At 62.9% G+C, this 24,360-nt stretch carries 27 protein-coding genes; 12 read left to right on the top strand and 15 right to left on the bottom strand.

Annotated elements, in window-relative coordinates; genetic code table 11:
- Window positions 1-76 precede the first annotated feature (76 nt).
- The gene (mbfA, locus tag C0V73_RS14350) at window positions 77-1,060 is read right to left on the bottom strand and encodes an iron exporter MbfA (protein WP_102020667.1); all 984 of its coding nucleotides are present in this window, start codon (window positions 1,058-1,060) and stop codon (window positions 77-79) included.
- A 130-nt stretch (window positions 1,061-1,190) separates the two neighbouring features.
- Here mbfA and C0V73_RS14345 point away from each other — a divergent pair, with 130 nt between their 5' ends.
- Window positions 1,191-1,661 (top strand): globin, encoded by a 471-nt coding sequence (locus tag C0V73_RS14345; protein WP_102020666.1) that lies wholly within the window; start codon window positions 1,191-1,193, stop codon window positions 1,659-1,661.
- 157 nt (window positions 1,662-1,818) lie between these two features.
- On the top strand, window positions 1,819-2,916 hold the full coding sequence (locus tag C0V73_RS14340) for a TRAP transporter substrate-binding protein (RefSeq protein WP_102020665.1): 1,098 nt from the start codon (window positions 1,819-1,821) through the stop codon (window positions 2,914-2,916).
- A gap of 73 nt (window positions 2,917-2,989) precedes the next feature.
- Here the strand turns inward: C0V73_RS14340 and C0V73_RS14335 are convergent, their stop codons facing one another.
- The 3 genes from C0V73_RS14335 to C0V73_RS14330 all read right to left on the bottom strand — a co-directional run bounded on the left by C0V73_RS14335 (window position 2,990) and on the right by C0V73_RS14330 (window position 6,653).
- Window positions 2,990-4,984, bottom strand: a complete 1,995-nt coding sequence (locus tag C0V73_RS14335; RefSeq protein WP_102020664.1) for a primary-amine oxidase — start codon at window positions 4,982-4,984, stop codon at window positions 2,990-2,992.
- Window positions 4,985-5,046: 62 nt separating this feature from the next.
- On the bottom strand, window positions 5,047-5,217 hold the full coding sequence (locus C0V73_RS23100) for a hypothetical protein (RefSeq protein ID WP_172450180.1): 171 nt from the start codon (window positions 5,215-5,217) through the stop codon (window positions 5,047-5,049).
- A complete protein-coding gene (locus tag C0V73_RS14330) occupies window positions 5,214-6,653 on the bottom strand; it encodes an APC family permease (protein WP_102020663.1) in 1,440 nt (479 codons plus the stop codon). Before C0V73_RS14330 ends, C0V73_RS23100 begins: the two co-directional genes overlap by 4 nt.
- A 121-nt stretch (window positions 6,654-6,774) precedes the next feature.
- Between C0V73_RS14330 and C0V73_RS14325 the strand changes: the two genes are divergently transcribed.
- The gene (locus C0V73_RS14325) at window positions 6,775-7,788 is read left to right on the top strand and encodes an AraC family transcriptional regulator (RefSeq protein WP_102020662.1); all 1,014 of its coding nucleotides are present in this window, start codon (window positions 6,775-6,777) and stop codon (window positions 7,786-7,788) included.
- A gap of 21 nt (window positions 7,789-7,809) precedes the next feature.
- Here C0V73_RS14325 and C0V73_RS14320 read toward each other — a convergent pair whose 3' ends face one another.
- The 4 genes from C0V73_RS14320 to C0V73_RS14305 all read right to left on the bottom strand — a co-directional run bounded on the left by C0V73_RS14320 (window position 7,810) and on the right by C0V73_RS14305 (window position 10,594).
- Window positions 7,810-8,838: a histone deacetylase family protein gene (locus C0V73_RS14320; protein WP_102020661.1), complete on the bottom strand. Its 1,029-nt coding sequence runs from the start codon at window positions 8,836-8,838 to the stop codon at window positions 7,810-7,812.
- 139 nt (window positions 8,839-8,977) lie between these two features.
- Entirely contained in the window at window positions 8,978-9,301 is a 324-nt protein-coding gene (locus C0V73_RS14315) for a hypothetical protein (protein WP_245407976.1), read from the bottom strand.
- Between the two features lie 159 nt (window positions 9,302-9,460).
- Window positions 9,461-9,991 carry a GNAT family N-acetyltransferase gene (locus C0V73_RS14310; RefSeq protein WP_102020660.1) on the bottom strand — a complete coding sequence of 177 codons (531 nt, stop codon included), beginning with the start codon at window positions 9,989-9,991 and terminating at the stop codon, window positions 9,461-9,463.
- Between the two features lie 27 nt (window positions 9,992-10,018).
- Window positions 10,019-10,594 carry an XRE family transcriptional regulator gene (locus C0V73_RS14305; RefSeq protein WP_102020659.1) on the bottom strand — a complete coding sequence of 192 codons (576 nt, stop codon included), beginning with the start codon at window positions 10,592-10,594 and terminating at the stop codon, window positions 10,019-10,021.
- Window positions 10,595-10,715: 121 nt separating this feature from the next.
- Between C0V73_RS14305 and C0V73_RS14300 the strand changes: the two genes are divergently transcribed.
- The 4 genes from C0V73_RS14300 (at window position 10,716) to C0V73_RS14285 (ending at window position 14,417) form a co-directional block, all read left to right on the top strand.
- Complete coding sequence (locus tag C0V73_RS14300; RefSeq protein ID WP_102020658.1) at window positions 10,716-11,282, top strand: XRE family transcriptional regulator; 567 nt, start codon at window positions 10,716-10,718, stop codon at window positions 11,280-11,282.
- An 82-nt stretch (window positions 11,283-11,364) separates the two neighbouring features.
- Window positions 11,365-12,567: a glycine C-acetyltransferase gene (locus C0V73_RS14295; RefSeq protein WP_102020657.1), complete on the top strand. Its 1,203-nt coding sequence runs from the start codon at window positions 11,365-11,367 to the stop codon at window positions 12,565-12,567.
- 2 nt (window positions 12,568-12,569) lie between these two features.
- Complete coding sequence (gene tdh, locus C0V73_RS14290; protein WP_102020656.1) at window positions 12,570-13,595, top strand: L-threonine 3-dehydrogenase; 1,026 nt, start codon at window positions 12,570-12,572, stop codon at window positions 13,593-13,595.
- A 93-nt stretch (window positions 13,596-13,688) separates the two neighbouring features.
- Window positions 13,689-14,417 carry an MOSC N-terminal beta barrel domain-containing protein gene (locus C0V73_RS14285; protein WP_102020655.1) on the top strand — a complete coding sequence of 243 codons (729 nt, stop codon included), beginning with the start codon at window positions 13,689-13,691 and terminating at the stop codon, window positions 14,415-14,417.
- Here C0V73_RS14285 and C0V73_RS14280 read toward each other — a convergent pair.
- Window positions 14,402-16,093, bottom strand: a complete 1,692-nt coding sequence (locus C0V73_RS14280; protein WP_102020654.1) for an FAD/NAD(P)-binding protein — start codon at window positions 16,091-16,093, stop codon at window positions 14,402-14,404. The two genes, C0V73_RS14285 and C0V73_RS14280, sit on opposite strands and share 16 nt — an antisense overlap.
- 165 nt (window positions 16,094-16,258) lie before the next feature.
- Between C0V73_RS14280 and C0V73_RS14275 the strand changes: the two genes are divergently transcribed.
- Both C0V73_RS14275 and C0V73_RS23095 read left to right on the top strand, forming a co-directional pair.
- Entirely contained in the window at window positions 16,259-16,489 is a 231-nt protein-coding gene (locus C0V73_RS14275) for a DUF2171 domain-containing protein (RefSeq protein ID WP_102020653.1), read from the top strand.
- A 97-nt stretch (window positions 16,490-16,586) separates the two neighbouring features.
- Window positions 16,587-17,051 (top strand): hypothetical protein, encoded by a 465-nt coding sequence (locus tag C0V73_RS23095; protein WP_172450178.1) that lies wholly within the window; start codon window positions 16,587-16,589, stop codon window positions 17,049-17,051.
- Window positions 17,052-17,062: 11 nt separating this feature from the next.
- Here the strand turns inward: C0V73_RS23095 and C0V73_RS14265 are convergent, their stop codons facing one another.
- The 3 genes from C0V73_RS14265 to C0V73_RS14255 all read right to left on the bottom strand — a co-directional run bounded on the left by C0V73_RS14265 (window position 17,063) and on the right by C0V73_RS14255 (window position 19,180).
- Window positions 17,063-17,779, bottom strand: a complete 717-nt coding sequence (locus C0V73_RS14265) for a DUF6065 family protein (protein ID WP_102020651.1) — start codon at window positions 17,777-17,779, stop codon at window positions 17,063-17,065.
- Window positions 17,780-17,859: 80 nt separating this feature from the next.
- The gene (locus C0V73_RS14260) at window positions 17,860-18,639 is read right to left on the bottom strand and encodes a zf-HC2 domain-containing protein (RefSeq protein ID WP_102020650.1); all 780 of its coding nucleotides are present in this window, start codon (window positions 18,637-18,639) and stop codon (window positions 17,860-17,862) included.
- Window positions 18,640-18,655: 16 nt separating this feature from the next.
- Window positions 18,656-19,180 (bottom strand): RNA polymerase sigma factor, encoded by a 525-nt coding sequence (locus C0V73_RS14255; protein WP_102020649.1) that lies wholly within the window; start codon window positions 19,178-19,180, stop codon window positions 18,656-18,658.
- A gap of 108 nt (window positions 19,181-19,288) precedes the next feature.
- Between C0V73_RS14255 and C0V73_RS14250 the strand changes: the two genes are divergently transcribed.
- Window positions 19,289-20,704, top strand: coding sequence for a S8 family serine peptidase (locus C0V73_RS14250; RefSeq protein ID WP_102020648.1), 1,416 nt, complete (start codon window positions 19,289-19,291; stop codon window positions 20,702-20,704).
- 22 nt (window positions 20,705-20,726) lie between these two features.
- Here the strand turns inward: C0V73_RS14250 and C0V73_RS14245 are convergent, their stop codons facing one another.
- Entirely contained in the window at window positions 20,727-21,128 is a 402-nt protein-coding gene (locus C0V73_RS14245) for a ketosteroid isomerase-related protein (protein WP_102020647.1), read from the bottom strand.
- Window positions 21,129-21,209: 81 nt separating this feature from the next.
- On the opposite strand from C0V73_RS14245, the gene C0V73_RS14240 reads away from it, so the two are divergent.
- Together C0V73_RS14240 and C0V73_RS14235 are read left to right on the top strand one after the other, a co-directional pair.
- Window positions 21,210-21,803 (top strand): GNAT family N-acetyltransferase, encoded by a 594-nt coding sequence (locus C0V73_RS14240; RefSeq protein WP_102020646.1) that lies wholly within the window; start codon window positions 21,210-21,212, stop codon window positions 21,801-21,803.
- Window positions 21,800-22,675 carry a carbon-nitrogen hydrolase family protein gene (locus C0V73_RS14235; RefSeq protein ID WP_102020645.1) on the top strand — a complete coding sequence of 292 codons (876 nt, stop codon included), beginning with the start codon at window positions 21,800-21,802 and terminating at the stop codon, window positions 22,673-22,675. Before C0V73_RS14240 ends, C0V73_RS14235 begins: the two co-directional genes overlap by 4 nt.
- Before the next feature lie 4 nt (window positions 22,676-22,679).
- Here C0V73_RS14235 and C0V73_RS14230 read toward each other — a convergent pair whose 3' ends face one another.
- Complete coding sequence (locus C0V73_RS14230) at window positions 22,680-23,918, bottom strand: sigma-70 family RNA polymerase sigma factor (RefSeq protein ID WP_102020644.1); 1,239 nt, start codon at window positions 23,916-23,918, stop codon at window positions 22,680-22,682.
- A gap of 12 nt (window positions 23,919-23,930) precedes the next feature.
- A complete protein-coding gene (locus C0V73_RS14225; protein WP_102020643.1) occupies window positions 23,931-24,293 on the bottom strand; it encodes a YciI family protein in 363 nt (120 codons plus the stop codon).
- Between the last annotated feature and the right edge of the window lie 67 nt (window positions 24,294-24,360).

Genomic DNA, 24,360 nt, shown 5'->3' with positions numbered 1-24,360 from the left:
GATGCGCCATAATGCGTTTCGATGATCGCCAGATGACAGTCCTGGACGAGGCTCCGTCAAGCCTCACTTTTGCCCTCTACCCCTGCCCGATCAGGACGCCAGCGGCCAGCACCAGCGAGCCGCCGAGCACCACCTGCATGGCGGCGCGCCAGAAGGGCGTCTCCATGTAGCGGTTCTGGATGAAGGCGATTGCCCAGAGTTCGAAGAAGACGACGATGATCGCGGTGATCGTCGCGGTCCAGAAGTGCGGAATGAGATAAGGCAGCGCGTGGCCGAGGCCGCCGACCGTGGTCATGATGCCGGAGGCAAGGCCCCGCTTCAGCGGCGAGCCGCGGCCCGAGAGCTTGCCGTCGTCATGGGCTGCCTCGGTGAAGCCCATGGAGATACCCGCACCCACGGAGGCCGACAGGCCGATCAGGAAGGTCGACCAGGTATCACCGGTCGCGAATGCCGCCGCAAAGATCGGGGCGAGCGTCGAAACAGAGCCGTCCATCAGTCCGGCCAGGCCCGGCTGGATGTAGGTGAGCACGAACTGGCGCTTCTTCGTCTCGTCTTCCGTCGCCCGGGCATCCTCCGGCAGATGCCGCTCGCCGAGCATGGTCGCGACCTCTTCATGGCCCTGTTCGGCCATGGCGAGGTCACCAAGCAGCTTGCGGATGCCGGCATCGGACGTATGCTGGGCGGCTTCATGGTAGAAGCGATAGGCGCCGTCTTCCATCCGCATCGCCTCTTCGCGGATCTGATCGAGTGTGAGGTTCTTGCGCAGCCAGTCGGGCTTGCGATCATAGAAGCCGCGCACATGCTCGCGGCGGATCAGCGGGATGCGCTCGCCGAAGCGGTCACGATGCATCTCGATCAGCATGTTGCGGTGGGTATGCTCAACCTCGGCCATGTCCTCGAAGACCTTGGCCGATTGCGGAAATTCGCCGCGCAGCTGGTCGGCATAGGCGAGGTAGATGCGGGCGTCGTCCTCCTCGGAGGAAATGGCGAGCGCCAAGATCTCCTGTTCGGAGAGCGTCTCGAAGCCGCGCTTGCTGCCCCGGAATGAAATGCTGAACATGGCGACCACCAATCAAATTAGAATAATTCTAAACTTAGGGCAGATGGAGGCTTGTATCAAGATGCCGCATGGACCATTTGCATGACGAGGTCCATCACCCCTCAGACAGACATCAGTAACGAGACACACCATGACCACCGATCTGACGGGCCGCGCCGCCCACCGCGCCGAAATCACCGCCCGCGCCGAAGCCGAGATGGCCGCAATGGGCGTGGATGCCGCCTTCATCGATCGGATGGTTGAAACCTTCTATGGCAATATCCGCGAGCACCCGGATCTCGGACCTGTCTTCGAGGGGCGGCTTGCCGGTCGCTGGCCCGACCACATGATCAAGATGAAGGCCTTCTGGGGCTCCGTCGCCTTCAAGACCGGCGCCTATGGCGGCAAGCCCGTCATGGCGCATCAGGGCGTCGACGGCATGGCGCAAGGCCTCTTCCTGCAATGGCTGCAGCTTTTCTCCGACACGCTGATCCAGATCGGTGCGTCTGAAGACGCGCATCGCTGGTTCATGGCGAGCGCCGAGCGCATTGCCAAAAGCCTCGTGCTGTCGCTTTTCTACAATCCCGCTCTCGACGATCCCCGCCTGCGTAGCCCGACCTGACAGTTCCTTGCGTGGAACAACAATCCGGCGAAACAAAACGCAGATTTGGTCCGGTTGCCAGACAATTTCCTGAGCATTTGACCTTGCACTCCCTGCCCTGCCCGACTAGACCCGCCCCGGGAGCTGGAGGAGTGCGTACAATCAGAGGCAAGAGATCATGAACCGCCGTCAATTCTTCAAGCAGGCCGGCGTTGCCGGCGTCGGGGCAGCCGCACTTGCAGCGCCCGCCATTGCCCAGGAAAACCCCAAGGTTACCTGGCGCCTCGCATCGTCCTTCCCGAAGAGCCTCGACATCATTTTCGGTGCCGCGACCGACATCGCTGAAAGCGTGTCGAAGGCGACCGACGGTCAGTTCGAGATCCAGGTCTTCGCTGCCGGTGAAATCGTGCCGCCGCTGCAGGTGGCTGACGCCGTCACCGCGGACACCGTCGAGATGGGCCACACCTGCTGCTACTATTATATCGGCAAGGATCCGGCCTTTGCGCTCGGCACCGCCATACCCTTCGGTCTCAACGCCCGAATGACCAATGCCTGGTTCACGGCCGGCGGTGGCAACGAGCTGCTGAACGAGTTCCTGGCCAGCCACAAGCTCTACGCGCTTCCGGCCGGCAATACCGGTGCGCAGATGGGCGGCTGGTACCGCAAGGAAATCAAAACCATCGACGACCTCAAGGGTCTGAAGATGCGCATCGCCGGTCTCGCTGGCGAGATCATGGCCAAGGTCGGCGTGACCCCGCAGCAGATCGCCGGTTCCGACGTTTATCCGGCGCTGGAAAAGGGCACGATCGACGCCACCGAATTCGTCGGTCCCTATGACGACCTGAAGCTCGGCTTCTACAAGGTCGCGCCTTACTACTACTACCCGGCCTGGTGGGAAGGTGGCCCGACGGTCCATGCCTTCTTCAACCTCGACAAGTTCAATGCGCTGCCGGAAAACTACAAGCGCATCCTGACCGACGCGTGTGCGGCCGCCAACGCCCGCATGCTCGCCCGTTACGACGCGTCCAACGCCCAGGCGCTGCGCGAGCTCGTTGCTGGCGGTGCGCAGCTGCGTGCCTTCTCGTCCGACATCCTCGACACCTGCCACAAGGCTGCCAAGGAAACCTATGCGGACCTCTCGGCCAAGAACGAGTGGTTCAAGAAGCTCTATGACAGCCAGCAGACGTTCAAGCAGGACGCCTATCTCTGGGCGCAGATCGCCGAATACAGCTTCGACACCTACCAGATGATCCAGCAGCGCCAGGGCACGCTCTGACGCTTTCGATCGTCGCAAACGACAAGAGGCCCGGGCATCAAACCCGGGCCTCTTCGTTTTTCAGGCGTCGACCTCAGTGGCAGCAGCCGCTTTTCGTCTCGGCCTTGGGCGCACAGCAATCCGCCTCCCGGTTGTCGCGGCTGTGGCCGTTTTTGTCGGCCGGCAGATCCATCGCGATATTGGCGTCGAAGAAGCCGTTCGGCTTCAGCGTGAAGCCGGCATATTCGACCGGCATGATCGGGAAGTCCTCCGGCTTGCAGACATGGGTGTGGCCGAAGGAGTGCCAGAGAACCACGTCGGCATTCTCGATGTCGCGGTTCTGGGCGACATATTTCGGCAGGCCATCGCCGCCTGCATGGACGTTCGGATAGTCGCCGGAGGCATATTTCTCCGCCGGGTCGAAGGCCGTCACCCAGATGTGCTTCTTGGCAAAGCCGCCACGCTGGGCAACGGTGGAGCCCTCCTGCGCCAGCATCAGCGGGCTCGGCATCACCACCATCTTGTAGCCAGGCGCCTTGCCGACGGAGTTCTTGATGTTGGGGTTCTGTACCTTCCAGTAACGCCCGGTCTCGCCATTGGCGACAGCGGGTGAATCCAGCTCGCGCTTCAGCACCTTGGTCTTGGTATCGAAGACGTTGCCATAGGGGTTGTCGTCGCCCCAGGGGCGGGGGACGAACTCATGCTCGGTGACGGTATTGCCGCCGCCATCGACATCCATGTGCAGGCGGGCGTTGAAGAAATGCTGATGCGTCGGGCCACCGAGATTGTCGTCGACCATGCCGCCCCATTGATAGGTCTCGCCGGGGGCGACGGCTGCCGTCTGGATGATGCCGGTCAGCTTGGCCTCGAGCTGGATCGTGCCGTCCTGGTAGAGATACCAGTAGAAGCCGTAGTCGTAATTGCCGACGGTGGCGAAGAAGGAGATGACGAGGCGGCGCGAGCGGCGCACTTCGAAGATGCCGTTGCGGAATTCGTAGTGCTTCCAGAGGATGCCGTAATCCTCCTCATGCATGCAGATGGCATTCTTCATCACCATCGGCTGGCCGAAATCATCGGCCGAGGGCACATCGAAATAGTGGATATGGCCGAGGCAGTCGCAGCCGAGTTCCAGGCAGTTGGCGAGACGGCCGAGACCATATTCGCCGGCGTCGAAGGCGCTCTTCCAGAAGTGGTTGGCCGTCGGATCGGCATAGGGCACGACCATTTCCGTCACCGAGGCGCGGAAGATGATCGGACGGATCTTGCCGCCGTCCTTGATGCCGAGTTCATGCAGCACGAGCCCTTCGCGCGGGGTGAAACCGACGCGGAAGGACCAGTTCTGCCACTCGACCTTCCAGCCGTCGACGGTGAAGCTCGGGCCCTCCGGCTGAACGATATCGAGGGGTTTGAGGCCCTGGCGCGTCTCGGGAAAAGCCTCCTGGCCGTAATTGCGCTTCTTCTTCGGCACCGGAATGATGCGGCCGTCATCGACCAGATCGACTACCTGATTCTTCACCAGATCGACTACGGCCACCACCCCTTCGATCGGATGGGAATAGCCATTGTCCCTGACGTCCTCGCGCCAGTAGGAGACGGCGCGCACGATGCGCTGGCCCTTTTCGAACTCCAGGCCGAAATAGCCTGACGAAAACGGGTCGATCTGGACGAGCGGAATGTCCTCGTCGGTGATGCCGCGCTTCTTTACGGCTTCAATCCAGCGCGAGTCCGCCTTCACCGTCGCCTCGACGGTCTCGAACTCGCAGAGCATCACCGGCGGCTGGCCATAGGGCAGTTCGTCATGAGGCAGGCGCTTGTGGTCCGCAACAGTCTTGGCTGTGAGATCGACGATGCTCTCATGGGTCTCACCGGTGGTGATGTCGAGCGAGAGGATGAAAGCGAGGCGGGCCAGCGGCTTGCCGGTGCGGAAGGCGGCGAGATCCGCCTTGGTTGGCTCTTCCAGCCGAATGATCGGAAAGCGGATGGTTTCCGCGAGTGCCTTCTCATCCTTGAGGATGGCAACGGCTTCCGCGATTTCGGACAGGCTCAAGGGATCGAGCGGGTGGAGGATGGTGTCGACGACGGCGTCCATGGAACGGTCCTTTGGCAATTCGGTGAGTTTTCGGGTGGCGCGGTCACGCCACCCGTGTGGTGTCAGCCGCGGCCGGCGCAAATCTCGGTGTCGACCACGGGCATGCCATGGATGCAGAAGAGATTGCAGAAGGCATGGGCCTCGGTGGTGAGCAGGATGGTGGCTGCCGTTAGGGCGATCAGGACCGCTAAGAGAAGCCGGTCGGTCGGGAGCAGGGTCTGGATCGCGTTCATTCGAAAGCCTTTCCGAGCGAGGCATAGAGCTCCGGCTTGGCCTTCTTGATCTGTATGGCGAAGGCAGCACCCAGGAGGCCAACGAGCACGATCAGATAGGGGAAGGACTTGACGATGAGGCTTTCGGAACCCGACAGCAGTGACAGGTTTGCGATGACCAGTGCAAGCGCTCCAAGGAGGCCGGCCAGGCCGAGTGCCGGGGCAATCAGGGTGGTCCAGGGGCCGTGACCCGTCTTCACCTTGCGGAAGAAGAGAATGATGGCGACCGACACCAGCGCCTGGACGGCGAGAATGCCGATGACCGCGAGCGCCGACATCCAGGAGAAGACCACCGTATAGGGATCGGCACCGGCGAGGATGAATAGCACCAGCACAATCGCGGCAATCGCGCTCTGCAGCATGCCGGCGACATAGGGCGAACCATGCATCGGGTGCACCTTGCCGAGCAGCTTGAAGGCGAGGCCTTCGCGACCAAGGGCAAAGAAGTAGCGGTTCAGCGTGTTGTGGAAGGAAAGCACGCAGGCAAACAGGCTGGTGATCAGCAGGATGTTCATCACCTGCGAAGCCCAGGGGCCGAGGATGGTGTCGGTGGCGGCGAAGTAGAAACCCTCGAGACCCGCGGCCGCCGTCGGCTGCACCGCTGCCGGACCGTAGAACTGGACGATTGCCCAGGTGGAGAAGGCATAGAAGACCGTGATCAGGAGCACCGCGACGTAAGTTGCGCGCGGAATGGTCTTTTCCGGGTTTTCCGCCTCTTCACCGAAGATCGCGGTGGCCTCGAAGCCGATATAGGAACCGACGACGAAGACGAGCGCCACACCGAGGCCCGGCGCAAAGACAGTGGCGGGCGAGAACGAGGTGAAGCCGAAGCCTTCAGGTCCGCCACCGGCCATGACGATACCGATGTCGAGGAGCAGCAGAATGGCGATCTCGGCGATCATGCAGACGCCGAGGATGGCGCCGGAGAAGGCGATATTGCGCTGGCCGCAGACATGCACGATCACGAGCGCTGCAAAGGACCAGACCCACCAGGGCAGATCCACGATCGGCGCCATGGCACCCGCCATGAAGACGCCGAAGAGGCCGTATACGGCGATCTGAACCGCCGAATAGGTGACCAGCGCCATCAGCGCGCCGCCGACTCCCGCCGGCTTGCCGATGCCGTGGGTGATGTAGGTATAGAAGGCGCCTGCCCCGCCGACATGGCGGCTCATGGCCGTGAAGCCGACCGAGAAGAGCAGATAGAGGATGCCGGCGAGCACGAAGGCACCGGGGACGCCCGCACCATTCCCGAAAGCAAAAGCGGCCGGCGTTGCTCCGACCACGGCGGTGAGCGGTGCTGCAGCCGCGACGACGAAGAAGACGATATGTGCGAGGCCGACGGAATTCTTTGCCAGCCGATCCGTGGGACCATCCGCAATGGATTGTAATGTCATGGGAACCCCTCTTGTGCTTGATTTTCATCAAGAGGGTAGGCGCGACACTTTGGCCCCGAAATTGCACTTCATGCCATAGAATCGATAAACCGCGCCACGCGGCCGTTCCAGGATGGTGAAAATGGCAGTTGCACCGCAAATGAACAGGCCAATGCCCGTAATTGCATCCATTCGGGCCTCGGTGCTTGCTCCGCTCGTCGAACAAATCGACCGGCGCAGTGGCAAGACCGACCTTTTGCTCGCCTCACACGGCATTCTGCGCAGCCAGCTGGACGATCCCTACGCGATGATCCCCATGGCGCGTTACGTCGCGATCTTCGAAGAGGCGGCGCTCATCACCGGCGAGCCCTCGCTGGGCGCCCGGCTCGGCACTCTGTTCAAGCCAAGTGATATCGGCCCGATCGGCGTCCTGTTCTCGATCTCGGGCACGATCCGGGCCGGCTTCGAGCGCCTGGCGAAATATGTCAACACGGTGCAGAGTGCCACGAGTTCCGGCGTCTTCGAGGAAGACGGCAATCTCGTCTGGAGTTACCGGCTGGAGGATGCGCGGATGTGGCCGAGGCGGCAGGACAGCGAATTTTCCGTCGTCGCCTCCTGCCAGCTGGTGCGCTCGTGTTTTGCCAAGAGCTGGAAGCCGCTGGAGGTGCATTTCGAGCATCTGGCGCCCCGGGATCGTTCGGTGCTGGAGCGCATTTTCCGCTGCCCGCTGAAATTTGGCGAATCCGCCAACCGCATCATCGTCGACGGCCGCGATGCCGCCCGTCTCTACCGCCAGGAGGACCCGGCGCTTTCTGCCGTTCTCGAACGGCATGTGGCGGAACTGGTCGGCAAGGCAATTACGCCCGACAGCATCAGCGAGCGGGTGCGGGCCCTGATCGGCATCTATCTCGGGCACAAGCCGATCACCCTTCCCTCAGTCGCTGCCGAACTCAGGATTTCGGTCCGCACGCTACAGCGTCGTCTCGCCGAAGAGGGAACCTCACTGCGCCATCTCGTACGCGAAACCCGGGAAGCCATCGCCGCCACGCAACTCGAGGCTCATGTGCAAAAGGCACGCATCGCCGAGGTGCTGGGCTATGCGGATTCGACCGTCTTCTGGCGTGCCCAGAAGGGCTGGAGCCGGCGGCAGGGCTAACCCACCGACCGGGCGCCGCCATCAGCCCTCAAGCCCCTTCAACACATTGGCGACGTTGAGCCCGATTTCGGGCACGCCGTAGCCGCCTTCCATGAGGGTCAGCACGGGCACGCCACTGGCCGCGATCATTTCGCCCATGCGGATATAGTCAGGGCTCTTGAGCTTGAAGAAGCTGATCGGGTCTTTCTCAAACGTGTCGACGCCGAGCGAGACGACGATGGCTTCCGCGCCATAGGCCTTGATCTTCTTCACGCTGTCTTCGAGCGCAGCCGACCAGACGTCGAAAGGCGTGCCTGAGGGCATCGGGTAATTGGCATTCAGGCCTTCGCCCTCGCCCTCGCCGGTCTCGTCGGCATAACCGAGGAAGAAGGGGAAGGCGTCTTCCGGCTCGCCATGCAGCGAGGCGAAGAAGATGTCGCCGCGGCGATAGGTGATGTCTTGGGTGCCGTTGCCATGGTGGAAGTCGACGTCGAGGATCGCGACTTTCTTCGCGCCATGGTCGATCAGCCGCTGGGCGGCGACTGCGGCGTTGTTGATGAAGCAATAGCCGCCGAAGAGATCGATGCCGGCATGGTGGCCCGGCGGGCGGCAGAGCGAGAAGGCGAAGCGGTTGCCTTCGTTCAGCCAGTCGGCACCCGAGAGTGCAACATCCATCGAGGCGATCGCCGCCTCATAGGTGCCCTTGGAAATCGAGGTCTCAGCCGAATTGGTATAGTAGCCGACAGCGCCGTCGATGTTCTTCGGCACGCGGCCCGTCTGGCTGCGGCGGCAGGGGAAGGAGGTGGCGATCGCCTCGCCCTCGAAGCCATGCGCCTGCCAGCGATCCCAGCAGGTGCCGAGGAATTCGAGATAGCCGGCATCATGCACCTTGAGCGCCGTTTCAAGCCCGTGTTCGGCCGGTGCACGGACATCGGTGAAACCCGCGTCCTTGACGCCCGCCAGCACCCATTCGGCGCGGAACGGCCCCTCGAAAGGTTTCACAAGCAGGCCGCCATGCAACTCGGTCTTTGCGTCTCGGAGCTTGTGCTTTTCGGAATAGAATACGCGCATGTTGTGGTGTTTTCCCTCTGGTCGTTTTGGAGGAAAACTAGCGCCGTCCACGCCTCAGCCACAAGTGCAAAGGGGGCGATTTTCCTAGTCATTCGACCGGAAAATCGCCCCCTGCCCCTCGGCCCCCGCCGATCTGGTCTTACTCGGTCAGATTGATCTGCTCGGTCTCGCCACCGGTGCAGGTATAGCAGCAGTTTTCGCAGGTCTCGGCGTTGTCGGGACCCGTGCCCCAATAGCTCTGCTTGTCGCCGGAAATCCAGGCGCCATAGCAGATCGTCTCGCCTTCCTCGCAGGACAGCGGGATCTGCTTGGTCTCGCCGTCGTCGAGGTAGAAGACTTCACCATTGCCCGGCCAGACATATTCGCGGTCCTGGCTATAGAGTTCGACCTCGACGGCGTTCGGATGGTCGTTGCGCATGACGAAGGTGACGTCTGCCGAAAACGCCGGCGCCGCCACTGCCATGGCCAACCCTAAGGCCACCCATTTCAAAATTCCGTTTCCGACCATAAGCGCCTCCCTGGCTGCCGAATTGCGGGACGATAAGCCTATGCTCACAGGAATGTGAAGAGTGGATGCCGGACGTTTTTTGGGCGAGATCTCAATCGCTTGGCAGCGATGCGTTCAAGCCACAGTCTTCCAGAAGATGACGGTGTCGCAATAGCGACCATCCGGGAAGAGCGCGTAGTTCGGAATGACGCCAGAACGCTGCCAGCCGAGCTTCTCGTAGAGCGTCTCTGCGAGCTCGCCGGCTGCCGTGTCGAGCACCAACAGCGTGCGCCCGGCCTTCGCTGCGCCGGCTTCCGCCGCCGCCATCAGCGCCTTCGACAAGCCGAGGCCCCGGGCATCGCGATGCACGAGCAGCTTCATCAGGTCACCCCGATGCGGCTGGTTCGGCTTGGACGCAAAGCCGACCTGCACGGTGCCAACCAGTCTATCTCCGACAAAGGCGCCATAGAGAAGGACCTCACCGCGCCCGACCGCCTCGGCCACGCCTGTCCAGAAGGACTCGCCATCCCTAGGCGTAAAGGGCGACATGAAGCCGAGCGATGCGCCGTCTTCCACGCAATCGGACAGGGCCTCGCAAAGATCGGGCAACAGAGCGAGGGCATCGGCTTTAGACAGCAGGCGGATATCGGGCTTGGTGGCAGGCATGGTTCAGGTCCTGTGGTGGGAAAAAAGTCAGGGGCCGAGGGAGATCACCACGGCATAGCGGGCGGGTTGATCGGTCGGGTTGCGGTAGCCGTGCACATCGCCGACATTCATGAACAGGCAGTCGCCGGCCTCCAGCCGGTGCACTGTCTCGCCGACGATGAGTTCGATCACGCCCTCGAAGACCCAGACATGCTGGGTTTGGCTTCGACCGGTCGGGCGTCCGGGAAACCGCACCTCGGCACCGGCCGGAAACTCGACCTCGACGATATCTGTCCCGCTGCCCGTTTCCTGCGGAGAGACTGCGCGGCGCAGATATCCGCTTTCCGGATCACGCCAGACTGGCTGATCGACGCGTCGCGCAAGCGGCGAAGGCTCGGCCTCGGTAGTGGCGAAAAAGACGGATAAGGACACCCCGAGGGCCGAGCACAGGCGTGCCAGAAGGGCCGCCGTCGGGCTTGCCTCGGATCGCTCGATGCGAGAGATCATCGCCCGGCTGACGCCTGAAAGGTCCGCCAACTGGTCAAGCGTCAGCCCCCGCTCGACGCGCAGGCGCTTCAGCCGTTCGGCGACATGTTTCTCGAAGTGATCTTCTGATTCCATTATCTGAGAATTTCATGCGCAGATACTGGAGTCAAGCTTTCATGCTCGCCCTCTTCCGTTGCGCCTGCCGGTCGGCGTAAAAGGGGCGGTCGGCGCCCGCCGGCGAGACCGCAGGACAAAGCCCATGCAGCAGCACACTCCCGAGATCGGCCCGGCCATCAAGCGCGAGCGCAAGGCGCGCAAGCTGACGCTCGAACAGCTCGGTACACTGTCCGGCGTCTCCAAGTCGATGCTGAGCCAGATCGAGCGCGGCGAGGCCAATCCCACCTTTGCGGTGCTCTGGAGCCTCACTCAGGCAATGGAGATCGAGCTTTCAGACCTGATCGGCAACGGCACGTCGGTCGCCGGGCGCGAGGAGATCGAGGTGACCTCGGTGATGCACACGCCGGTGATCCGCAGCGCCGACGGCTCCTGCCGGCTGAAGATCCTGAGTTCGCCGCGGCTCGCCGGCCAAACGGAATGGTACGACCTTGAAATGGATCCGGGCGGCGCGCTCGTCAGCCAGCCCCATTCGATCGGCGCCTTCGAGCATTTCACCGCCGTTACCGACGGTTTCGAGATCTCCAGCGGCGGCAGCAAGACGGTCATCAGGGCCGGCGAAACCGCCCGCTACCGGGCCGATGTTCCGCATGCGATCCGCAATGGCGGAACGGATATCGGCAAAGGCCTGCTGGTCGTGCTACACAGATAGCCGAAAAGGCAATTCCAAAATATCGATTGCCGCAAGGCAAAATTCCGATATGCTGGAATTATTCAGCATAGAGGGATTTCCCATGCAGACCGGCTTTCTCGACCACATCACCGATACTCTCAAGGGCATCGAAGCCGATGGGCTTCTGAAGCGCGAGCGCGAAATCGTCAGCCCGCAATCGGGCCGTATCCAGGTGCGCGATGCCAGAGGCACGCGCGAGATGATCAATCTCTGCGCCAACAATTATCTCGGCCTTGCCAACCATCCCGAGATCGAACAGGCCGCCAAGGCCGCGATCGACAGCCACGGCTTCGGGATGGCTTCGGTGCGCTTCATTTGCGGCGCGCAGGATATCCATCGTCAGCTCGAACAGGCGATCGCCCACTATCTCGACAAGGACGATGCGATCCTGTTTGCCGCGTGCTTCGATGCCAATGGCGGGATTTTCGAGACGCTGCTCGGGCCTGAAGATGCGATAATTTCCGACTCGCTCAATCACGCCTCGATCATCGATGGCGTGCGCCTCTCCAAGGCAAAGCGTTATCGCTATGCCAATTCGGACATGGACGGACTGGAAGACGAGCTTAAGAAGGCAATTGCCGAGGGCACGCGCTTCCGGCTGATCGTCACCGACGGCGTCTTCTCCATGGACGGCTATATCGCCAAGCTCCCGGAGATCTGTGCGCTCGCCGAGAAATACGGCGCCATGGTGATGATCGACGAATGCCACGCCACGGGCCATCTGGGCGACAAAGGCAAGGGCACCCCGACGCTGACCGGTGTCGGCACCCGCGTCGATATCATCACCGGCACCTTCGGCAAGACCTTGGGCGGCGCCATGGGCGGCTTCATCGCGGGGCCGAAAGCCGCGATCGATCTCTTACGCCAGCGGGCGCGGCCCTATCTCTTCTCGAACAGTCTGGCGCCCGCCGTGGCTGCCGGCTCGCTAAAGGCGATCGAGATTGCCGAAAGCGCCGACGACCTGCGCGCCAAGCTCTCCGGTCACACCAAGCGCTTCCGCCAGGGCCTGACCGATGCCGGTTTCGAACTGCTTCCCGGCGAAACGCCGATCATTCCGGTCATGACCCATGACGCGGTGCTCGCCCAAAAGCTTGCCGCCGAGCTCGATGCGCGCGGCGTCTATGTCGCCGGATTCTTCTTCCCCGTCGTGCCCAAGGGTCAGGCCCGCATCCGCACCCAGATGTCGGCAGCGCTCTCCGAGGCCGATATCGACACCGCCATCGCCGCATTCATCGATGCCGGCAAGACCATCGGGATGATCTGATCATGAAGGCGCTTTCCAAGCAGAAATCCGAAGTCGGCATCTGGATGATCGACGCGCCGGTCCCGGAGATCGGGCCCGACGACGTGTTGGTCAAGATCAACAAGACCGGCATCTGCGGCACAGACGTCCATATCTACAAATGGGACGAGTGGGCGCAGAAGACGATTCCCGTGCCAATGATCACGGGCCATGAATATGCCGGCGAGATCGTTGCCGTTGGTGCCAATGTCCGCAACCTCCAGATCGGGCAGCGCGTCTCCGGCGAAGGCCACCTCGTTGGCATGAACAGCCGCGCCTCACGCGCCGGCAAGTATCATCTCGACCCGGAGACCAAGGGCATCGGCGTCAACGTGCAGGGCACGTTTGCCGAATTCGCCAAGATCCCGGCCTTCAACATCATCCCGCTGCCGGACACGATCGATGACGAGATCGGCGCGATCCTCGATCCGCTCGGCAATGCCGTGCACACGGCGCTCGCCTTCGACCTCGTCGGCGAGGACGTGATCATCACCGGCGCCGGCCCGATCGGCATCATGGGGGCGGCCATCGCCCGGCATGTCGGCGCGCGCCACGTTGTCATCACCGACGTCAACCCGGAGCGCCTGGCGCTTGCGGCTGAGGTCGCCGACGTGCACCCGGTCAACGTGGCGAACGAAGACCTGCGCGACGTCATGGCGAAGCTGAAGATGAAGGAAGGCTTCGATGTCGGGCTCGAGATGAGCGGCTCGCCGGCAGCGCTTGACCAGATGATCGACCATCTCGTCATGGGCGGTCGCATCGCGCTCCTGGGCGTTCCGGCGCGGCCCTTCCATTTTGACCTCTCCAAGGTCGTCTTCCGCATGGTGACGCTCAAGGGCATCTATGGCCGCGAAATGTTCGACACCTGGCATAAGATGCTCGCCATGCTCGAAAGCGGCCTCGACATCCGCAAGGTCATCACCCACCGGATGAAGGTGGACGACTACGCCGAAGCCTTCGAACTGGCCTCAGCCGGCAAGGCGAGCAAGATCGTGCTCGACTGGACCTGACGGTGCCACGGGGCTAAAGCACGCCCGCGCAGAATTTCTGGAACATAGAGCGACTATCCCGCGTATGGTGATCGTTTGAAACGAGGAACAACCATGCGCAAAATCGGTCGAGTGCGGGAAGTCTGGCGCTATCCGGTGAGTTCTGTCGGCGGGGAGACGCTCTCCTCGATCACCGTGTCACCCGAGGGCATCGCAGGCGACCGACGGTTTGCGCTGTTCGATCCGGAAACTGGTCTTGCTGCCGCGCCTGAAAAGGAAACGCGCTGGCGCCCCGCCCTCTTCATCACCGCCTCGCAACCGCCTTCCGGATTGCCGGTGCTCCGCTTCGCCGACGGCGCGGAGCATGCGCTCGATGATGGCGCATTGCCGGACCGTCTGGCGGAGCATTTCGGCTTCCCGGTCGCGGTCGGGCTCGTCGGGTCTGGCGATTATCGCTTCCCCGTCGTCTCCAACCGTTACAAGCCAGCGCCGCTTCACCTGGTGACGACAGCTTCGACGGAGGCGCTCGCCGCGATGACAGGCCTTCCGCCACTGGACGGAAGACGGTTCCGCCCCTCCGTGCTGATCGAAACGGAAGATGGCGAAGGTTTCATCGAGAACGACTGGGTCGATCATACCGTGCGGATCGGAGATGCGGATATCCGCGTCACCGAGGCGTCGCGCCGCTGTGGCATGACGCTGGTGGCGCAGCCCGGCATGGCGGAAGAGCCGGACGTGCTGCGCGGGATCATGCGCCACAACAAGCGCAATCTCGGCGTCTATGCCACGCCCACCGAGGGCGTGACGATCAACGTCGGGGATCCCGTTTATGCCGAGATCTGAAAGAGCGGCGTTTCCGCCTCCGAGATATCATTCAGTATTGCCCGACCGACGGTTTCGCCGATATCCCGAGCACTCGTGATGCCCTGCACGAAGGGCTCCTTGTGCAGCAGGAAGGCGATCGCTGCGCAATAAAGCCGGCCTTCCGACATCAGGCCGAGACGCGGGCGATAGAATTCATCGACATCGATGCCGCCGGTGCGCACCATATCGGGATCCCGGTCGAGCGACAGGATCGCCTTGACCTTGGGCGTCGCGGCTTCGCGCACGCCACCCTGATCGACAAGCGTCGGAAAGGGGAGATCCGTCGCCGAGAGGGTTTCCTGACCTGTCGCATCGATGAAGGCGCCGAAGCGATGCGTGGTGCCTGCCACCTCGACCTCTGCGCCCCGCTCCAGACCGTCCTCGGCCGTGCGGATCGTATAGTCTTCGCCGAGCCGCAAGATCGACAGCTTGCCGGCACGCGACAGTGCGAGCAGCCTGCGGATCGACATCAGCGGCACGGTTGCATAGTCGTCGATGAAGATGCCCTTGAAGTGGCGGTGGAAACGCTTGAGGTCTTTCTCGTCCAGATGCGGAATGACGCGCGCGACAATCTCGTGGGTGATCAGGATCGCATAGCGCCACGGCACGGTATAGCGCTTCACCCTGTTGTCCTCGGCCTCGGCCAGGTTCTTCGCGGCCCAGACGAACGGATCGCTTTCGGTTCGGTCGGCATAGTAGGCGGCTGCGAAGGTCTCGACGGTCAGCTGCGAAAGGCCGATGCGGGCGGCATAACCGGGGTCGCGGGCGACGATTTCTCCGCGGAACAGCTCGAAGACCTCATCGAGCAGGTCGTGACGACCTGTCGCGATCAGCGCGTCTATGGCCTCTTCCGTGCAGACGAGCGGCGTCACATAGGGCAGCGGGCAGTAGAAGTCGGCCTCCGGCAGGATGCCCTTGCGGGACATCAGCGTCGCGCGAAAATCCTCAGTCCCGGCAGCCGGCTGATATTGCAGATCACCCGCCGCATCGCTGTAGAACATGCCGTGGGCCGTCGCCACGGTCATCAGGGCGTCGATCCCGCTCAGCGAGGTGCCGAGAATGCCGACGGGTTCATTGCGGATCGACTTCAAAACAGTGGCCGGCCAGGGCGAAACGAAATAGCCCGGGCGGATTTCCGTGCTGTCCGGCCAGTTGTGGCCGGTTGCCATCACCACATGGTCGAAATTCGCGTCACTTTCCCCATCGGGATTGGAGACACGCAGGCGGATCGCATCGTTCTGGATCTCGATGTCCACCACCTTGTGATGGGCGAGCACAGTGATCTCATGACCACGCTCGGCGGCCACCGCCAGCATGCGCTCGAACTGCGCCTGCATATAGTCGCCAAGCACCAGGCGCGGGTAGAATTCGCGCTCGTCGATCGCTTCGCGGCGGATGCCGTGGCGCATCAGCGTGTCGTCATTCTGCCGCCGCAGCCAGTCGGCCAGCGTTTCGGTGAAGGCTGGCAGCTCGATGCTCGGAATGTTGGAGAGCATGGCCGGGTCGTTCATGTCGGGATGATAGGGCGTGCCCTTGCCCGGTTCGCCTTCCGCCTCAAAGAGCGTGATGGACAGCGGGACGGTCGAGGCAATCAATTGCTTGAATGTATAGAGGCCGGTCGGGCCGGTGCCGATGATCGCAATTCTCGGAAGCATGGATGAGCTCGCTGTTCGGCGAGGGATCTCGCGCGGTTTCGTTCAATGCGCGCGGGGCAAGGTTGTTCCGCCGCTTTTGCTACCTGCGCCAAAATGACTTTGCCGGAACAAATTCCGCAGCTCGCGCCTTTTCCGACCATCGCAACACACAGAGGAGCATGACCAATGATTTCTGCAGACGAGATCCGCGAACACATGGAAGTTTTGGCCCAGGACGGCGCCCATGTCGGCACCGTCGACCACATGGATGGTCCGAGCCGCATCAAGCTGACCAAGAGCGATTCCTCTGATGGCCAGCACCACTACATTCCGCTCGACTGGGTCGATCATGTCGACCAGCACGTGCATCTGTCGAAAAACGCCGACGACGTGAAGAGCAACTGGGCGGTCAACTGATCCCCATCCGTTGACCAGACAAAAAAGGAGGCCGCGGCAATGCCGCGGCCTTATTCGTTTCATCAGACGCGAGGATCAATCGTCATCGTCGGACGAGTTGGACGACGAATTCGAGGACGAGTTCGACGAAGAGTTGGAAGACGAGTTCGACGAGGAATTCGAGCTCGAATTGCTCGAGGAGTTCGACGAACTGTTGGAATTGCTGTTGGAGTTGCTGTTCGAACTCCAGCCGCCGCGATCGTCATTGCGGTTCCCGGAGCGCGCATGGGAGCGCCCCTCGCCTGTGCTTCTGTCGAGGAAGCGGGTCAGCGGATCGTCGGCCAGAGCGGGGGCCGGGGCGGTGGTGCCGATGGCGAGCACAGAGCTCAGGATGGCGATGAATTTCTTCATGGTCAGTCTCCTTGGTTTCTTTCACGGCAGCACGTCGGCTGCAGGGGAAGAACGGATCGCCTCGAGGTTTATTCCGAAAAAAATCATTTATTTTCAGATATTTATTTCTGAATACCGGCAAAACCGGAAGCGCCACCCGAAACGGCGTTCCGGGTGGTCTGCAACAGGATGATTCTGATTCTGTCAGCGCTGGGCGCGGGCGAACTTCCGGTACCAGCCTTCGGAGGCGATCGTCTTGCGGAAGATCGTCTTGCGTTTCGTCTGCTCCTCATCCGTCTCGCTGCGGATGTCGCCTTCGAGATCCGAGGTCTCGCGCCGGAAGGGGATCACCTGGACGATCGGCGTGCCGCGTTCGAGCACATGCAAGCCATCCGGGCCCGTGGCGAAAAAGGGAAAGTGGATTTCCGACTGATAGGTATCGGTATCAACGACACCTGCGACCACCTCGAAGAGCCCGTTCGGGCGATTGAGCGGGGATACGAAGAGGCAGCTCCAGCCGGGCGGCGTGCGGATGGTCCAGTAGTTGTGAAACTTGCAGGGCGGCATCGGATCCCGCGGATTGCCGGCCACCTGATGGGTGGCATGGTTGCTCACGAGGGTGCGGTCGAAATCCCAGCCGCAATTCACCGTGCGGCCGCCATCGGAAATTTCCATGCGTACGGTTGCCGGCAGGCCGATTACCCAGCCTGCCATCATCGCATCGAGAAACGGCATGCAGCGCTTTACGGTCAACCCGCTATCGGTCGGCGAGACCTTGTCTTCCGTCACCGCCGGCAGTTTGCGGAACCACTCGGGCAGCACGGTTTTCGCGCGGACCGGCGGCGTGATGACGCCTTCGTCTTCGCGGCGGCAGGTGAAGGTGATGCGGGGTGTGGGACGTTTCAGCAGCGAGAGCTTCATCGGCTTTCTCCAGATCCTAGTCTGCTCTGGAGAACGGATGCGCCGGGGAGTTATTCCCGATCCGCATCATTTTTTTCGTTTCAGCGGCTGCGAAGTGCTTCGATATCGGCGATTTCTTCCTGGGGCGACAATGGCGCACCCGCGCCGATGCCGGAAAGGAAGGCATCCAGCGTGTCCGTGGTCGAGGCCGGCACGTAGCCTTCCGCCACCGGGTTGGTCAGAGCAAACCGCGTCTGCCAGCCCGCCGGACCATGGCAGGCCACCGCCGTGGTCACGGCATCTGCCGCCTTGCGCTCGTATTCGCGGCAGAGATGCCCTTCGGCATCGCGAAAGCTCGCGATCATGTGCAGGCTTTCGGCGTCAGAGAGCGCGCGGTCCCCGCCCGAGGGCAGGTTTTCCAACGCCTCGTTCAGTGCCAGGTTCGCGCCATCAGGCGCGACGGCGGTCGATTGGCCGAGCAGGAAACCGCCGAGACCGACCACGACCCCGACGAAGGACGCGGCAAGGGCAATGCCCCAGGGCGACGTGATCACCGATCCCGTGGACCGAGCGGCAGACGTTGACGACGCACGCGGCCTGAGCGGCACGACAGTCTCGGTTGTTTGCGGCTTGGCGCCCTGCGTCTGCCGGCCGGTTGCGATCGCAGCGGCAAGGGAGGCCTTAAGTGCTGCCGGCACCGGCTCATCGATCAGCGGCTTCATCGTCGCCGAGAGCTGATGTCTCGTGTCCATGAATACGGCGAGGCGCTCGGCGAGAGCCTCGTCCTCGGCGAGGGCCGCCTCGATTTCGCTCTGTTCGGCGGGGGCCAGTTCGCCATCGGCAAAGGCCATCAGCATTTCGTCGGAAATCGCGCGTGTCATGGAGTGTCCGCCTTTCTCATGGCGAAGAACGTCTGGCTTCGGGATTTATTCCCGTCAATTCGGAAAGTGCCTTTCGGGCGCGGGCGAGCCGGCTCATCACCGTGCCCACCGGGATTTCCAGCACGTCGGCCGCATCGCGGTAGCTCAGCTCCTCGATGCAGACCAGCACCAGAACTTCGCGCTGCTCGGGGGGCAATTGCTGCAGGGCGACCTCAACCCTTTCGAGCGCCAACCGTGCCTCACTCTGCGCTTCGCCTGATGTCACAGACAGATCATGGATGTCATCGATATCGACGGCAGGGCCTGCCGTCTTTTGCCGGCGCAATTGGTCGAGCCAGAGATTGCGCAGGATGCGGAAGACCCAGGCGTCGAAGCGGGTGTCTGGGTCGAAGCTTGCAGCTGCCGCCAGGGCACGCTCGCAGGTCTGCTGAACCAGATCATCGGCAACATCGCGTGCACGGCAGAGCGAAATCGCAAAACGCCTGAGGTTCGGCAGGAAGGAGACGAGGCGCTCTCCGACGATATCGACAGGCTCAACCATAAAAACTTTCCGTCTCTCCGGAATAAACCAGCGGCTCGCACGTATAACCTGACATCACACTCGTCGACGGGTCTCGAAGGCCCGGCGCCGACCACGGAGAGATGGAACATGGATCGGGTCTTTGCAAGGTTGCTCGGCGGATTGCTGGGGCTCGCGGTGGTCCTGCCACCACCCGTCTCTCTCCCCTTTGACCCGACATACCAGCTCCTCACACCTGCGCATGCTGACGACGACGATGACGGTGGTGGGGACGACGATGGCGGGGGTGGGCGCAGCGAAGGCGGCTCCGGTCGATCAGGGGATCGCGTCCCTTCGAGGCAATCCGGCTTCACGCTGTTTCCTTTCCTGCAGCCACAACGTCCGGCACCTTCTCGTCGCGCGGCCCCCGCCATTCCCGACCGCGTGCCGAACGAAATCATTGCCGCAGGCCTGCCCGAGGCGGCCATCACCCAGTTGACCGGTGAAGGCTATGCCGTCGCCGAGCGCCAGAGCCTCGGCCTGGTGACCACCGGGTCCGCCACCGAGATCGTGCGTCTCGTCGTGCCGCGCGGCACCGGGCTGGAGGCGGCGCGCGAGAGGGTCACATCCCTTGCCCCGGTCGCTCAGGTTGATTTCAATCACTATTACCGGCCCGAGCAGACGGAAACCGCACCCGATTGCGGCGGCCAGACCTGCGCCCTCGTGCGCGAGATCATAGGCTGGCCCATCGATCCTGCCGGACTTGTGCAGCGCTGCGGAAGCCTGCCGACGATCGGTCTGATCGACACCGCCATCAATCCGGATCACCCCTCACTCGGCGATGCGCGGCTCGAAGTTATCCGGATCACCGACGATGCCTTGCCGCAATCCGGCCGCCAGCATGGGACGGCTGTCGCGGCGCTTCTCGTGGGCGCGGCCGGCAGCCGGGCACCCGGCCTTCTGCCGTCATCCGAGGTGATCGCCGTGGATGCCTTTCGTCGGCTCGGCGGGTCGGCCGATGTCGCCTCCACCTTCGACCTGGTCAGGGCGCTCGACGCGCTGGCAGGTCGCAATGTTCGGGTGATCAATCTCAGCCTTGCCGGTCCGGACAATGTACTGCTGAAGACAACCGTGGAGGCCATGATCACCCGCCGCGTGATCCTGGTGGCCGCGGTCGGCAATGCCGGACCCAGGGCGAAACCACTCTATCCCGCCGGCTATGACGGGGTGATCGCAGTGACGGCCGTCGACAGAGGCCGCAATGCCTATCGCCGCGCGAACCAGGGCGCGCATGTCGATATCGCCGCACCTGGTGTCAATGTCTGGACAGCCGCCTCGATCAGCGGCGCCCGTCCGAAGAGCGGCACATCCTTTGCCGCCCCCTTCGTCAGTGCCGCAGCCGCCGTGCTTCTTGCCGAGCGGCCGGACCTCACACCAGTTCAGATGGCCGAGGCGCTCTCCGGACTGGCGCAGGATATCGGCAGCCCCGGCAAGGACCAGGTCTTCGGCTGGGGCCTGCTCGATGCGCGTCGTCTCTGCACGGCCGAGGCCACGCCCTCACCGTGAAGGCGCGGCCTCTATCCGCTGGTCAGCCGCCGACCTGGGCGATCCAGTCGGGCAGGCTGTAATAGTTGGAGATTCGGGCGACCTTGCCGTCGCGGATCTCGAAGAAGGCGCCGGCAGGCAGGCGGTAGGTTTGGCCGTTGGCTTCCGGCAGGCCCTCGTCGGTTGCGAGATAGGTGCCGTTGACGATGAATTCGGCCGCACCCCGCGTGCCGTCCTCATTCACCATCACCACCATGTCGGTCAGCTCTTCCTTGTAGCAGCGGTTCATGTGGTCCATGAATTTCGCGAAGGCTTCCTTCCCCGTCTGGCGGGCACCCTGGTTGATGTCGTGCGCGACATCATCGGTCAGGAGTGCCAGAAAACGGTCCATGTCGCCGGCATTGAAGGCATCGTAATAGGCACGGATGGTGGCTGCGGCGGTCATCGATCACTCCTCGTCGTGGAATTGCTTTCTCGGGTCGTGGGAGATGGGTATAACCACTCCGCAACGGACTGAAAACACTCTATGGCCCTCAAGATCCAATCCTTTTCCGGCAGCGACGCGACGCCCTTCTTCGGCGACCTCGCGCGGCTCAGATCCACCGTCTTTCGCGCCTTTCCCTATCTCTACGAGGGAAATCCTGACTACGAGCAGACCTATCTGTCGACCTATGCCAAGTCCGAAGGCTCGGTCTTTGTGCTCGCCATCGATGGTGACCAGGTGGTTGGCGTTGCCACGGGAACGCCGTTGGTTGGCGAAACGGACGAGGTCAAACGTCCCTTCCTTGAGGCGGGGCTCGACCCACAAGAGTTCTTCTATTTCGGCGAAAGCGTGCTCCTGCCCACCTATCGCGGCCAGGGTATCGGCGTGAAATTCTTCGAGGGCCGCGAGGCGCAGGCGAAGAAACTCGGCCTGCGCTATGCCACCTTCTGCGCCGTCGAGCGCCCTGCCGACCATCAGCGCCGACCGGCAGATTACGTGCCGCTCGACGCCTTCTGGGCCAAGCGCGGCTATACCCATCACCCCGAGCTTCGGACCACCTTCACCTGGCGCGACCTCGACGAAAGCGTCGAAAGCCCGAAGCCGCTTTCCTTCTGGATCCGGGATCTCAAAGCATGACAGCCCTCACCCTTGCCGCCTGCCAGTACAAGATCGCGTTGATCGAGAGCTGGGAAGATTACGTCCTGCACCTGACGGGCCTGGTCCATCAGGCCGTCGAACGCGGCGCGAAACTCGTACTCCTGCCGGAATATGCCGGCCTGGTGCTCGCCGGCCAGCTCGATCCTGAAACCCGCTCCGACCTGCACGGCTCGATCGCCGGCATCCAGCCGCTCATCCCGGCCTGGGTCGAGCTCTGCGAAGAGCTGGCGCGCACGCATGCCATCGTCTTCCAGCCGGGCTCCGCACCGGTGCTCGACCCCGATGGCCAATACAGGAACCGCGCCTTCCTCTTCGGCCCCGACGGTCTGATCGGCCATCAGGACAAGATCATCATGACCCGCTTCGAGCGCGAGCAATGGGGCATCGCCGCCGGACGCGACGGCCTCACCGCCTTCGACACGCCGCTCGGCAAGCTCGGCATCCTTATCTGCTACGACAACGAATTCCCGATGCTGGCCCATAACCTCGCCGAACAGGATGTCGACCTCATCCTTGCCCCCTCCTGCACGGACACGCTGGCCGGCGCCTATCGCGTCCGCATCGGCGCCCAGGCCCGGGCACTGGAAAACCAGATCGCCGTGCTCGCCTCCCCCACCGCGGGTACCGCCCCCTGGTCTCCCGCACTCGACGAAAACCGCGGTCGCGCCGCCCTCTACGTTCCCTCCGACTACGGCATGCCGCCCAACGGCATCTATGCCGAAAGCGAGAGCGACGAAGTCGAGGAAAGCCACTGGCTGATTACCGAAATCGATCTCGATACGGTCCGACGGCTGCGCACGGAAGGCCAGGTCGCTACACGCCGCGACTGGCCGGAGCAGTTCGGGGTGTAATCGCTCAGGACGCCACAAACGCGTCCCGCCGCCGCTCCAGAAACCGCCGCTCCGCCTCCCCAGGCGAGAGCGCCAGCGCGCGGTCATAGGCCTCCAAGGCCTCAACAACCCTCCCCTGCCGCGCCAGCAAATCCGCGCGGGCTGCATGAAACGGCAAAAAATCCGACAGCGTTTCGGCATCCAGACAATCGAGCTCGGCGAGCGCCTCCTCCGCCCCCTTTACCTCCGCCAGTGCCACAGCCCGGTTGATACGGATAATCGCGTCGTCACGCAGTTCGACGAGAATATCATAGGCCGCAAGAACCGCCTTCCATGGCGGCTGATCGGCGAGGCTCTTCCTGCCGCACCAGAGCGCGTGGATCATCATCTGCAGAATGCGCGGACCCGGACCCGAGATGCCAAGCGCCCGCCCGCAATAGCGCCGGGCATCCTCGATCAGCGGCTTCGACCAAAGCGCCGGATCCTGCTCGGCGAGCGGAACCATCACGCCCTCCGCATCCATCCTGGCCGGCCGCCTGGCCTCGGCAAAGCGGATCGTCGCAGCGAGTGCCAGAACCTCTGCCTCCCGTGGCAACATCTCTGTCAAGAGCGCCGTCACTTCCAGCATCTCTCGGGCAAAACCCGCATGCCGGCCAGAGCCCGCCGCATCCTCATGCGCCTTGGCATAGGCGACTTCCATCGTCGAGAGCACCGCCGCCAGCCGCTCGGTCCAGTGCTCCGGCCCCGGCACCTCGAAACTCACGCCGGCCTCGGCAATCTTGCGCTTGGCGCGGACCAGCCGCTGGGCGAGTGTCGTTTCGGAAACGAGAAAGGCACGCGCCACCTCCTCCGTCGAAAGGCCACAGACCATTTTGAGCGTCAGCGCAGCCCGGCTGTCTGCGGCCACCGCCGGATGGCAGCAGACGAAGATCAGTTTCAGCCGCTCGTCGGGAATGACGGCGTCGTCGCTTGTCAGCCGATCCTCGGCGGTCGGCTCGGGCTCCGGCTCGTCCGGCCGGTTTTCAGCCCTCGTTCGCCTTCGCCTCAGGATATCGAGAGCGGCGCGCTCGGCCACCCGGTAGAGCCAGGCGGCCGGATCGCGCGGCAGGTCGTGTTCCTCATCACCCCAGGCTTTCACCGCCTTGAGGCAGCTTTCGGCAAAGGCTTCTTCCGCGATGTCGAGATCGCGGTAGCGGGCGGCGAGTGCGGCGCGGATACGCCCGCCCGCCGCCCGAAACGTCTCGTCGAGGACCGCTGCCCGCATCGTTTCAACGCTTCATCGCAGGCCCGGCGGCATCGGCAAGACCGGCCGGACCTCGATTGCGCCATCCTTGCCGAGCGGCACCTTCCTGGCGATCGCGATCGCCGCATCGAGGTCCTCGGCTTCCACGAGATAAAAGCCGCCCAGCTGTTCGCGCGTCTCGGCAAAGGGACCGTCATGGATGGTCTGCTTGCCAGCCATGGTGCGCACGGTGGTCGCAGCCTCCGTGCCCTTTAGCCCGGCGCCCGCATGCATTTTCTCGCCCAGCTCGTGGCTGAAGGCGAAATGGCGGGGGCCGAGATCGGCCATGATCGGGCCCATCTTGTCCGGACCGCCAAAGATTTCTTCGTTTTCGTAGATCAGCAGCAGGTATTGCATCGGTTTTGCCCCTCCTTCGGGCCCTTGCGGCATCGTCGATCGATCCCGTCGATGAAGAGACGCGGCT

Source organism: Rhizobium sp. TH135 (assembly GCF_002855515.1).
In the GTDB taxonomy this organism is placed as follows: Bacteria; Pseudomonadota; Alphaproteobacteria; order Rhizobiales; family Rhizobiaceae; genus Allorhizobium.
This window is presented reverse-complemented; position numbering and strand designations above follow the sequence as displayed.

Excerpts from the sequence above, each read along its gene's own strand:
- C0V73_RS14285 (WP_102020655.1), top strand. The coding sequence starts at position 13,689 with ATGCGCAAAATCGGTCGAGTGCGGGAAGTCTGGCGCTATCCGGTGAGT.
- C0V73_RS14225 (WP_102020643.1), bottom strand. The coding sequence starts at position 24,293 with ATGCAATACCTGCTGCTGATCTACGAAAACGAAGAAATCTTTGGCGGT.
- C0V73_RS14345 (WP_102020666.1), top strand. The coding sequence starts at position 1,191 with ATGACCACCGATCTGACGGGCCGCGCCGCCCACCGCGCCGAAATCACC.
- mbfA (WP_102020667.1), bottom strand. The coding sequence starts at position 1,060 with ATGTTCAGCATTTCATTCCGGGGCAGCAAGCGCGGCTTCGAGACGCTC.
- C0V73_RS23100 (WP_172450180.1), bottom strand. The coding sequence starts at position 5,217 with ATGAACGCGATCCAGACCCTGCTCCCGACCGACCGGCTTCTCTTAGCG.
- C0V73_RS14265 (WP_102020651.1), bottom strand. The coding sequence starts at position 17,779 with ATGAAGCTCTCGCTGCTGAAACGTCCCACACCCCGCATCACCTTCACC.
- C0V73_RS14255 (WP_102020649.1), bottom strand. The coding sequence starts at position 19,180 with ATGGTTGAGCCTGTCGATATCGTCGGAGAGCGCCTCGTCTCCTTCCTG.
- C0V73_RS14335 (WP_102020664.1), bottom strand. The coding sequence starts at position 4,984 with ATGGACGCCGTCGTCGACACCATCCTCCACCCGCTCGATCCCTTGAGC.
- C0V73_RS14325 (WP_102020662.1), top strand. The coding sequence starts at position 6,775 with ATGGCAGTTGCACCGCAAATGAACAGGCCAATGCCCGTAATTGCATCC.
- C0V73_RS14260 (WP_102020650.1), bottom strand. The coding sequence starts at position 18,639 with ATGACACGCGCGATTTCCGACGAAATGCTGATGGCCTTTGCCGATGGC.
- C0V73_RS14315 (WP_245407976.1), bottom strand. The coding sequence starts at position 9,301 with ATGGCAGTGGCGGCGCCGGCGTTTTCGGCAGACGTCACCTTCGTCATG.
- C0V73_RS14330 (WP_102020663.1), bottom strand. The coding sequence starts at position 6,653 with ATGACATTACAATCCATTGCGGATGGTCCCACGGATCGGCTGGCAAAG.
- C0V73_RS14310 (WP_102020660.1), bottom strand. The coding sequence starts at position 9,991 with ATGCCTGCCACCAAGCCCGATATCCGCCTGCTGTCTAAAGCCGATGCC.
- C0V73_RS14235 (WP_102020645.1), top strand. The coding sequence starts at position 21,800 with ATGACAGCCCTCACCCTTGCCGCCTGCCAGTACAAGATCGCGTTGATC.
- tdh (WP_102020656.1), top strand. The coding sequence starts at position 12,570 with ATGAAGGCGCTTTCCAAGCAGAAATCCGAAGTCGGCATCTGGATGATC.
- C0V73_RS14320 (WP_102020661.1), bottom strand. The coding sequence starts at position 8,838 with ATGCGCGTATTCTATTCCGAAAAGCACAAGCTCCGAGACGCAAAGACC.
- C0V73_RS14280 (WP_102020654.1), bottom strand. The coding sequence starts at position 16,093 with ATGCTTCCGAGAATTGCGATCATCGGCACCGGCCCGACCGGCCTCTAT.
- C0V73_RS14300 (WP_102020658.1), top strand. The coding sequence starts at position 10,716 with ATGCAGCAGCACACTCCCGAGATCGGCCCGGCCATCAAGCGCGAGCGC.
- C0V73_RS14245 (WP_102020647.1), bottom strand. The coding sequence starts at position 21,128 with ATGACCGCCGCAGCCACCATCCGTGCCTATTACGATGCCTTCAATGCC.
- C0V73_RS14275 (WP_102020653.1), top strand. The coding sequence starts at position 16,259 with ATGATTTCTGCAGACGAGATCCGCGAACACATGGAAGTTTTGGCCCAG.
- C0V73_RS14230 (WP_102020644.1), bottom strand. The coding sequence starts at position 23,918 with ATGCGGGCAGCGGTCCTCGACGAGACGTTTCGGGCGGCGGGCGGGCGT.
- C0V73_RS14250 (WP_102020648.1), top strand. The coding sequence starts at position 19,289 with ATGGATCGGGTCTTTGCAAGGTTGCTCGGCGGATTGCTGGGGCTCGCG.
- C0V73_RS14295 (WP_102020657.1), top strand. The coding sequence starts at position 11,365 with ATGCAGACCGGCTTTCTCGACCACATCACCGATACTCTCAAGGGCATC.
- C0V73_RS14340 (WP_102020665.1), top strand. The coding sequence starts at position 1,819 with ATGAACCGCCGTCAATTCTTCAAGCAGGCCGGCGTTGCCGGCGTCGGG.
- C0V73_RS14240 (WP_102020646.1), top strand. The coding sequence starts at position 21,210 with ATGGCCCTCAAGATCCAATCCTTTTCCGGCAGCGACGCGACGCCCTTC.